This is a genomic window from Armatimonadota bacterium (assembly GCA_029907255.1).
In the GTDB taxonomy this organism is placed as follows: Bacteria; Armatimonadota; UBA5829; order DTJY01; family DTJY01; genus JAIMAU01.
Window position 1 is genome coordinate 280,279 of the sequence record JARYMF010000005.1, and the last position, 10,500, is coordinate 290,778.

The window sequence follows — 10,500 nt, forward strand, 5'->3', positions numbered from 1 at the left end:
AGGGTTGATATGAAAAAAGGGCTTTGGCTATCAATCACATTTCTGGTCTTGCTAATAATTTCGCCCTGCCTATATGGAGCAGTCGAAATTATAATTGACAATCCAGGTGCCGTTTTCGTAAATGGATCAAACGCGTGGACTACTGGCACGAGTGCTACCGACAAATACGGCAGCGATTACAGGTATTGTAAGATTGCAACTGCTGGTGGCAGTACGGCAACTTATACACCCTTTATACCCCAAACTGCCCCGGACTGGCAAGTGTACACATGGTACTGCAACACGGAAGTGTCGGAAACCACAGCAGCCCAGTACATAATCCACCATGCCTCCGGTGATACTGTTGTTTACGTAAACCAGACCACAAACCGAGGAACATGGTTCCTAGTCGGCACATATACAATGAATGCCGGCTCAGGCAACTATGCGAGAATTTCAAACCAAGGGTCGAGCACCACGAGATACGTCGTAGCAGATGGCATGCGGTTCTACTCTGCCACGGCCACGGACACGACGCCCCCCACAATCTCCAATGTTTCGGCCTCGCCTGGGGTGACAACAGCTACCATAACCTGGACTACCAATGAGCCCTCGACATCGCAAGTTGAATATGGACTTACTACAAGCTATGGAAACCAGACGCCAAAAGACACCAATCTCGTAACCAGCCACAGCGTGCTGATTTCGGGTCTTTCGCCCACTACGCTGTACCATTATAGAGTAAAGTCAGCAGATGCAAGCAATAATGAAGCTGTTTCAAGCGACTACACATTTACTACAACTGCTCCTACGCCTGAGTATCGGGCAAATTGGGTGGACACGTGGCATGATGGCATCCTGAGCGCTGAGCAAATCACAAACCTCGTGAATATCCACAAACTTTACAACTACAACGTTATAATCCCCGAGGTCAGGAAGTGCGGCGATGCTTATTATAACTCAACATTTGAACCAAGAGCCTCAAATATAATAGACGCGCCGCCATTTGATCCACTTGGTGACCTCATCCAAAAGGCACACGCTCAGGGCATTGAGGTTCACCCATGGATTGTAACGTACAGAATATGGAACAGCGGATGGGGAGCAGCGCCAGCCAATCATATATGGACGCTTCACCCAGAATGGGCCATGACCGACAGCTCAGGTAACAACCTTGACGGCCAGTACTACAATCTCGACCCAGGAGTCCCAGGCGTGCAGGATTACATCTACAAGGTTGTCATGGATATCGTTAATCAATATGATATCGATGGATTCAACTGGGATTACATCAGATATCCTGGTTACAATTGGGGCTACAATTCAATTACACAGCAGAGATTTTACAATGAATATGGCTACTGGCCGCCTACCTCCACTTCGGATTCCCGCTGGAACACGTGGAGCGACTTCCGGCGAAGGCAGGTCACAGACCTCCTTAAAAAATGCCATGTCCAAATCTGGGCCAAGAAACCAAACGTAAAAACCTCTGTAGACACGGTAGGCTGGATGGGCGCTGACCCAAATGTCGACTTCACACAAACACGCCAATACAAAGAAGTCTTCCAAGATGGAAAAGGCTGGATGGAACAGCATATCGTGGATGTTAATATCCTAATGAACTACAAGCGAGAATACGATACTGCTCAGAAACAAGACTACCGGCTCTGGACTAACTGGCTTGCTACTATGCAAGCAACCACCGGCAGACACAGCGTCGACGGTCAAGCATGTTACTTAAACTCGATTTCTGACAGCATCATACAAATGCAAGTTGCCAGGGATGCTGGGCTTGCCGGAATATGCAACTACAGTTATGCCGTGACAAACAAAGACGGCCAGCCAAGCGAAAGCTTTTGGTCTGCTGTAAAGTCAAACCTGTACACACTTCCTGTGCCCACCCCAAACATGCCATGGAAAAGCAATCCGACAACGGGCTGCATATTTGGCGTGGTCACCAATGCATCAAACCCAAATGATCCCATATACTATAACTGGGTGTATAAGGCTACTGTAACCGTAACAGGCCCAGTCACCCGTTCCACTGAGACCGACGCAACAGGCTTCTACGCCTTCTTAGATCTTCCACCTGGAACGTACACAATCACCTGTTCGAAAACCGGCCTTCCGCCGTACACCTACTACAATCAAACTTTGGCAGCAGGGCAGTATCTGCGTGAGAACTTCGCACTCGGATACACCCAAAAGACGTCTTATAATGGTATTGTGCGCGCAGGTTGGAACTTAATTAGTTTGCCGCTTGATCCGGTCAATCCTGACCCAGCAGTTGTGTTCAATGGCATAGACATAGAGGGCAAACTATATCGCTACGATAATCCTACAGCGTCTTTTATAACTTACGATCCCTGGACACCAGAGATTTTCGGCAACTGCAGAGTTGGCGAAGGTTATTGGCTATTCGCTGATGGGCCGAAAACGATTAGTTACCAGGCATGGGCAAGCTTTCCGCCTGCCCGCGACATCCAAATACCGGCAGCAGGCTGGGCACTCATTGGCTGTCCATTCCCAAATGGCAAGTATTGGGCAGATACAAACGTAACTAAGGATGGCAATACGGTAAGTCTCGCCACAGCCGCTAAAACAAATGGATGGCTGGACTCCGTTGGCTGGTGGTGGGACAATTCAGCACAGGCACTGCAAACTCTTGGGCTACCCGAGGATTGGCCAGCTTCGGAATACCTGGTACCCTGGTATGGTTACTGGATAAATACCTACACCAGCAATCTGACGCTTACTGTGCAATAGCTAACACAATACCGCGCATTTGACGGGCCGGGGCGAAGAAGGAGCTCCGGCCCTTTTTGTCGTATAATATCGTGGTTTTTGGCAAAAATATTACTGTTAATTGCAATTACAAAAAGAGGGAAAAATGAGAATTGGGGTCATCAGTGATACTCATGGCAGTGTTTCCGCATGGCAGAAAGCCATGGATGTTTTCGGTGAAGTTGACCTGATACTTCACGCAGGAGACGTCTTGTATCATCCGCCTCGTCTGATGCCAAACCAAGAATACGACATCCCAACCCTTGTTCAGCTAATCAATTCATCAAATGTGCCCATAGTAATTGCTCGCGGCAACTGCGACGCAGAAGTATATGAAGAACTTCTTGAGGCACCCGTACTTTCGCCATATGCAGTCGTGCAGTTTGGGAGATTGAGAATTGTCATTACACACGGACACACGCTTGATGAAGACAAAATGTCGAAAGTTGCCGCCAAATACCGCGCAAATATTTTAGTTACAGGACACACACATTTGCCAGTAATCGAAAAAATTGATAATGCGATTCATATCAATCCCGGGAGTCCAACCCATCCAAAATTTCAACGTGCGGGGATTCTTGTACCAACTGTAGGAATAATCTCAAAAGAGAAAGTTAGCGTTCTTGAGCTCGAAAGCGGCAAAGAAATACTATCCCTTCCGCTCGCCTCGCCCTAAGCTGCACACGCGATATAAATTAAAAAATATGCCGCCGAGAAAATTCCAGTAATCTTGAAGCCATAAAGAGGCAAAATTCAAGGTGCAGACTCCCGCAAACGGCAATAACTTGTCTAAAAGTGTCTATCTTTCTGGCTCTACGACGAAAATTGCCGCATCGGCAAAGAAATTTGGCAGAAGGCGCACAATTTTACACTCACCTTCACCTACAGTTCGCAGGGGAATGACTTTAAGGACACGCAGATCGGCAACCTTGCAAAAATCGTAGAAGTCCGCAATTGTTGTGAGGTGAATATTTGGCGTGTCATACCATTCGTATGGTAACCTGGCATTTTTTGGCATCCTGCCTTTGAATAGCAACTGAAACCGAATTGACCAATGGCCGAAATTCGGAAAGCTTATGATGCATTTTTTACCGACTCTTGCCATTTCTTTAATAAGAAACAGCGGCCGGTGGAGCACTTGGATGGTGTTCGTTAAGATAACGTAATCAACTGATTGGTCCGCATAATCAGCAAGACCCTCATCTAGGTCCCCGTGATGAACGTTAAAGAGACCCTTTGCTACACACGCCTGGATGCATTCTTCGGATAAGTCAATGCCCTCTGCTCTGACGCCCTTCTTGTCCTTCAATGCCTTCAGCAAATCACCACCACCACACCCAAGATCAAGCACTCGGCTGCCTTCCTCAACTAAATCAATAATCAATTTGTGCTCGGGCGCCAAATAAAGAATGTGGCCGTCTTTTGTATGAACTTCCTCAACGCATGCCATAGCTATTGCGTCCTTTTCCAACCATATTCTAGGAAATTAGAGATCAAGTGTGTAAGCTGTTTTGACTCAAGCAGAAAGGCATCATGACCGTGATCTGTTTGAATCTCCGTAAAAATGACATCCAGATTATTGTATCTGCATGCACTCACAATTTCCTTAGACTGGTGTGTAGGAAAGAGCCAGTCGGATGAAAATGAAATGATGAGAAATTTTGCCTTTACTACTTTGAATGTCTCCTTGAGCGAGCCACTCGGCATAGTAAGGTCAAAGTAATCCATAGCCTTTGTGATGTATAGATAAGAATTCGCATCAAACCGCTTAACAAAGTGGTCGCCTTTGTAGCGTAAATAGCTTTCAACCTGGAAATCGGTTACGAAGTCGTACCCATACTCTGCTTTGTCTTGTAGCTGACGTCCAAATTTTCGGTGCATAGCTTCTTCTGACAAGTAGGTTATGTGCCCTATCATCCTTGCGATAGCCAATCCTCTTCGGGGCACTGTTTTGCCGTAGTACTCGCCATTCATCCAATCCGGGTCGGACATGATTGCTTGCCTGCCCACTTCATTGAAAGCAATAGCTTGGGCCGATAGACAACTTGTGGTAGCAATTGGCACAGCGAGCTTCACCATGTCAGGATAGCTTACACACCATTGGAGGGCTTGCATACCACCCATTGAACCGCCTATAACACACAGCAAGCGCTCTATGCCGAGGTGGTCAATCAAATGTTTTTGTGCATTTACCATGTCACTTATTGTGACTACAGGGAATGAGAGTGCATAGGGTCTACCAGTTGCAGGATTTATAGAGCTTGGACCTGTAGAACCCTTGCAACCTCCGATAACATTTGAACAAATTATAAAATACTTGTTTGTGTCTAATGCCTTGCCAGGTCCTACCATAGTATCCCACCAAGGAGGATCTTGGTCACCCTGATTTGGTCCCGCTACGTGAGCACTTCCCGAAAGTGCATGAAGCACAAGGATTGCGTTATCCTTTGCTTTGTTTAGCTCGCCATAAGTTTCATAGGCAAGGGTAATAGGACCCAGCTTCCGCCCACATTCGAGCTGCATTTCGTTCGGCGGCTCGGCGAATGTGAAATATTTTGTTTCAACATAGCCTACTGAACCATTCTCTGACATTTATCTACCTATTAACTGGCTAATAACCACAAAAAGAATTTAAAAATCGCTATCTCATCAAGCTTCAACTCTAATGTTGCACTAACAAAGGTAAAGGATAGCAAATTTCATAACGTCATGCAAGCTTGAGATAAACACTCAGTCCTCAACTATTCCTGTGACTTCCTCAGCGCCTGGTCCAAATCCGCTAAAATATCGCTCAAGCTCTCCAAACCCACCGAAAACCTAACAAAATCATCCGTCACGCCTGACGATATTCTTTCCTCAGGGGTCAGTTGTTGGTGAGTCGTGGAAGCAGGATGGATTATTAGGCTCTTGGAATCGCCAATATTGGCAAGATGAGAAATCAGCTTCACCGAATCTATCAGCTTTATACCAGCCTCCATTCCACCCTTAATTCCAAAGCCAATAATTGCACCAAAACCCTCTTTAAGGAATCGCTTTGCTCTCTCATGATTTGGATGGCTTGGCAACCCAGGATAGTTTACCCAGCTAACCGCCGGGTGCGACTCCAACCACCTTGCAACAGCTAATGCATTTGCCGATTGCTGGCGGATGCGTAGCGGCAAAGTTTCCAATCCCTGCAGGAACAAGAACGAGTTAAAAGGCGACAGCGCAGGCCCCAGATCTCGGAGTAATTGCACTCGTGCTTTAAAAACATAAGCAATACCAGGAACTTTTGCCCTGTCATGTTGCCCAAATGACTCCCAGTAGTTAACGCCATGGTAGGACGGGTCAGGCTCAGTTATTTCTGGAAATTTTCCATTATCCCAATTGAATTTGCCCGACTCGACTATTGCACCGCCGATACTCGTGCCATGACCTCCAATGAACTTCGTAAGCGAGTAAACAACTATATCCGCCCCAAAATCAAACGGGCGCAGAAGAGGTGGTGGCGAAACGGTGTTATCAACAATGTATGGAATCCCGTGCTTGTGAGCAATCTCGGCGACTGCTGGGAAGTCGTCAATGTTGTTCTTCGGATTGGCGATTGACTCAGCGTAGACAAGCCGCGTGTTTTCATCAATCGCAGCCTCAATATTAGCTGGATCTGATGAATCCACAAACCGGACCTCAATGCCTAACTTGCGTAATGTATAATTGAATAGTGTATATGTACCGCCATAAAGGTATTTCGAAGAGACTATATTTTGCCCTGCACGAGTGATGTTTAGAACCGCCAGTGTAATCGCTGATTGCCCAGACGCTACAGCCAGTGCGCCTGTCCCACCATCCATTGCAGCCAGGCGCTTTTCAAGAACATCGGTTGTGGGGTTCATTATTCGCGTGTAGATGTTGCCGAACTCCTCCAGGCTAAAAAGCTTCGCAGCGTGCTCTGCCGAATTAAAGACATAGGATGTAGTCTGATAAATTGGGACTGCGCGCGAATTAGTCTCTGAATCTGGCTTATGGCCCGCGTGCAGCGATAAAGTTTCTATTCCTGGTTCATCTGGCATTTCTAAGCTCTCCCATCTTTATTTAATACTTTATTCCACCGGCTTTATTCCAGCAACTGCCTATGCCCTAGCAGCCCTTAGCCAGTTTCTCAATAGCGATTTTTGCTGCTTTTTTGCCTGATAGAAGCATGCCTCCGAAGATTGGGCCCATTCGACACGTCCCATGGAACTGTGCAGATGCCATGCCCGTTACTATCAGCCCTGGATAAATCTCCCTCGTTCCTTCTACCACACCTTCCTCGCCTAGTTGTGCATTCATCGGCTGCTCGCCCTTTAATTGAATTAGTCCACGCCGCGCAAGACAATTGCACACAACCGCATCATGGCCAGTGCTATCCATAACAATCTTGCTACAAAATGTGAGAGGGTCTACGTGAAGGTTCGTCATCTTGTATGCTGTATCATTGACAACCACACCTGCGATTTCGTGGTTTTCGTTAAAGTAAACATCCTCAATTGAAAAAAGATTGAGCAAAATTGCCCCACTTTCAACGGTCTTCTTGATAAGAGACGCTGCTAGGAGAACTGATGAAACTACGATATAACCGTCCTTTTCTTCAAATGATATGTCCAACTCGCGGAGAATGTCTCCAACCGAAGATTCCAAAACAACCTTGTTGAAACCCTTGCCTCCACCCCAAATGCCGCCGCCAGGTGACAGCCTTTTCTCCATAATTACCACCTTTTTGTTCTGCTCCGCAAGTGTATAACCTGCGACCAGTCCGCTTGGACCCCCGCCCACAATTATGACATCCGACTCAAGAGAATTTCTCAGCACCTCGTAATAGTCTTGAATAATAAGGCGTGAAACATCTAAATCTGAAACCTTACCAATCATTTGCTTCCTCCTTGGTGTTTGATTGAAATTTATGCCAGGGGGATGCTAAGCGGACAACGAGAAACTCGTTTTTGAGGCCTTCGATTGAAGAGATCTCTCCGCTTCCCTACGCCGGCATTACCCGGATCAGGTTCAAAGGGACCTCCGCTTATGTCGGAGTCTCAGCTGCTCGGCAGCACCCCTAGCGGTTTTCTACTTTCAACTAGGATGATAACACGCAACAGGCCAGAATGTCAAGCTTTTTGATAACCCATTAAAATTTTAAATAGGCAAGCAGTTTTTATACTAGTAAAACCAAGCGGCAATATTACCGCTTGCCAAGCTTCTCAACAAGTTCAAAGTAATATAGCGCATTTTCAATAGGAACGTTATGAGGAATATGGTTACCCACTGCGATGAAAAACCCTGGGCATGGCTTCCCCAGGTTCATACATCTTTCAACCTCATTTCGGATTGCTTCCCTGTCGCCAAACGTGAGAATCCTGGTATCCACATTCCCAATGATAACCTTGGTCTGACCATATTTACGAACCACAACCTCAAGGTCGGTCAACGGCTCGAATATAAATCCATCAGCTCCTGCTTCGGCAATGTCATCTATAAACTCGGTAAAATTACCGTCCGAGCAGAAAAGAACAATTTTTCCAGCATCTTTTATAACCGACCATAACTTTTTATATCGAGGGAAAATGTATTTTCGATACCAATCCGGGTGAAAAACCGCGCCTTGTGTCCAGACCATATCGTCATGACAGAGAAACACGGGCGCCGATGTTCTCGACCACGCTATGAAATTTGCCAAAGAAATTTCATAGAAGCCTTCGAGCACCCTATCAAAGCGGTCATAATCCAGAGGTGCGGACGACAAAAACATCTCCCAGCCAAACGCATGAATACATGCGGAGAAAAGCGTCTTATAATAACCTCCGGGGACTACCTGGTTGGGATATGCTGCCTGAGCATTCTGCCAAGCGTTTTCGAAAAAAGCCGTGCGCTCATTTATGTCAGGAATGCCGTACTCCTTAACTGGGTCAAAGCTAAGAACATCCTCTGGCGTCTCAAATGGACAGTAAACATTTGGGTCATAATCAGTGCCGTCTTGCTGGAAAACCGCGTGCCCCATGCTTGTCCGTCGACCTTTCCATTCAGGGCCATCATTTGCACTCCAGATAAAATCATAACCGACTGCGTCGTAGAACTTCCGCCAGCCTTCTCCATTTTCTCTGGGATCCACCCCAGTAATTGCCTTCACAAGCAAGGGATGTGAACAGTACTCCGTATGCCCCACCCGCTCTGGCATCTCAAGATTAATCGCTTTCCATCCAATCTCGTAGCTCATTTGTTCACCCAAGTGAAAACATAGCAGGAGTAAAGAAAGCTGTCAACAAGATAGGAATAAAAAGGATCGAAAAAAGACTTAACTGCCAACCAATCGAATGCTATGTTTTAGAAGGATGGAACATCGTTCACCTTCACCAAAAGCACTAACCTAAAGGCAGGTGACTTGTTGGTTTTAATTTGAGCTTCAATATTGCGGCGTTCAAAGGGTTTTTAATAAAAACCCTAAAGAAACCTTCAAAGTATGCCGATACACAAAAATGGAACAAAAGATTGGTCAGCTCGGACCCAAGGATGGGGAAGTATTAGGGCGAATTAGGGGGTGTCCGAAGCCGACAAAAGCAAGTCGGGATTGCGGACACTTTTTTGTTCAATAACCAGATAAAGGTAAACCATGCAACCAATCTGAAAGCCCGAGGGACCAAAAACTTGGTCCATAAATCAATCCCACCAAGGAGGGAAGGGTGATAAACATGAGAAAAGTGGCTGTAATCTTGAGCATGATGCTCGTAAACAGCGGGTTGTGGGCCGCCGTTGTAACATTACCGGACACATCCCAAACAACAACCTTCACAGCAACGGTTGCTGAGCAAGCAAATGTAACTGTACCCGCATCTGTAACCTTTACAGTGAACAACGTTTCGGCAAGCACAAATTCCGCCAACCAAACTGTAAGCGCCACCTCTATAGTTCTCAGCGATGGGAAAAAGCTCAGAATTGAAATTGCCCCAAATGCCGCTAACTTTACTCCACCGTCTGGTGGCTCGGTAACGTGGGCAAGTTCAGACATATCGTGGAACGCCCCATCATGGACAGGCGGAACTGGAAACGCAGCAAGTATGAGCGACGCTGTAGGAACATACACCAAAGTCGCAGATATGTCCACAGCTAACGCGAGTGAAGTATCCACAAATGCATTGGTCTTCACACTTGCGGCGAAGTCGACCGTAGACCGTGCGGGCGACCATACGCTCCAAGCAACATGGAGGTTCTCTAGTTTCACGCCCTAAGAAGGGGTAATCCTTTAGGTTTCATTTCAATATCACCAACCTGTGGGTTACGCTAGAGGTAAGCGTCGGGACAATTTGCTGTTGAATACTTAAAAATGGGGAGGAATCGTAATGCGGCCGCGCAACATTGGAAGCGCAGTCGCTCTGGGCATTTTTGGAATATCTGTGGTCCTTGCAGCCCAGGTGCCTGTGCACGCCATTGGATTCCACTTTTCGCCCGCAAATATTAGCACCAAGGCTAGACCTGGACAAGTGCTTAACCACATCTTCACTTTGACGCTTGCCAAAGATTCTCCTGTCACACATTTTCGCGTACGCCTAGAAGATTGGTGGCGTAGTGCTGACAACAATCATACATTTTTCGCAACGCCAGGCACGGTTAAAAGATCTTGCGGCCCTTGGTGCACCGTAAACCCGAACGAAGCTACCTGCAATCCGGGAGAAACAATGACTGTAAAGCTGACCATTCGGGTACCTGAGAAGGTCGATCCCGGCGGCTACT

The 10,500-nt window shown here is 46.7% G+C and carries 8 protein-coding genes, 1 pseudogene and 1 riboswitch; of the genes and pseudogenes, 3 read left to right on the forward strand and 6 right to left on the reverse strand.

Annotation, left to right across the window (positions count from 1 at the left end):
- The first annotated feature begins 9 nt into the window (after positions 1–9).
- Both QHH26_06435 and yfcE read left to right on the forward strand, forming a co-directional pair.
- On the forward strand, positions 10–2,745 hold the full coding sequence (locus QHH26_06435; GenBank protein MDH7481598.1) for a family 10 glycosylhydrolase: 2,736 nt from the start codon (positions 10–12) through the stop codon (positions 2,743–2,745).
- Between the two features lie 124 nt (positions 2,746–2,869).
- Positions 2,870–3,439, forward strand: coding sequence for a phosphodiesterase (yfcE, locus tag QHH26_06440; GenBank protein MDH7481599.1), 570 nt, complete (start codon positions 2,870–2,872; stop codon positions 3,437–3,439).
- A gap of 123 nt (positions 3,440–3,562) precedes the next feature.
- On the opposite strand, the gene metW is transcribed toward yfcE, so the two are convergent.
- From metW to QHH26_06470, 6 genes and pseudogenes are all read right to left on the reverse strand, one after another.
- Positions 3,563–4,213 (reverse strand): methionine biosynthesis protein MetW, encoded by a 651-nt coding sequence (gene metW / locus QHH26_06445; protein ID MDH7481600.1) that lies wholly within the window; start codon positions 4,211–4,213, stop codon positions 3,563–3,565.
- A 29-nt stretch (positions 4,214–4,242) separates the two neighbouring features.
- Positions 4,243–5,355: pseudogene (locus QHH26_06450) on the reverse strand (homoserine O-acetyltransferase).
- A 149-nt stretch (positions 5,356–5,504) separates the two neighbouring features.
- Entirely contained in the window at positions 5,505–6,812 is a 1,308-nt protein-coding gene (locus QHH26_06455) for an O-acetylhomoserine aminocarboxypropyltransferase/cysteine synthase (GenBank protein MDH7481601.1), read from the reverse strand.
- Between the two features lie 67 nt (positions 6,813–6,879).
- The gene (locus QHH26_06460) at positions 6,880–7,650 is read right to left on the reverse strand and encodes a sulfide-dependent adenosine diphosphate thiazole synthase (protein MDH7481602.1); all 771 of its coding nucleotides are present in this window, start codon (positions 7,648–7,650) and stop codon (positions 6,880–6,882) included.
- Between the two features lie 86 nt (positions 7,651–7,736).
- Positions 7,737–7,843, reverse strand: a riboswitch (TPP riboswitch).
- Between the two features lie 114 nt (positions 7,844–7,957).
- A complete protein-coding gene (locus QHH26_06465; GenBank protein ID MDH7481603.1) occupies positions 7,958–8,989 on the reverse strand; it encodes a uroporphyrinogen decarboxylase family protein in 1,032 nt (343 codons plus the stop codon).
- 369 nt (positions 8,990–9,358) lie between these two features.
- Entirely contained in the window at positions 9,359–9,991 is a 633-nt protein-coding gene (locus QHH26_06470) for a hypothetical protein (GenBank protein MDH7481604.1), read from the reverse strand.
- Positions 9,992–10,109: 118 nt separating this feature from the next.
- On the opposite strand from QHH26_06470, the gene QHH26_06475 reads away from it, so the two are divergent.
- Positions 10,110–10,500: hypothetical protein (locus QHH26_06475; protein ID MDH7481605.1), on the forward strand; the 391-nt coding region annotated here is incomplete at its 3' end.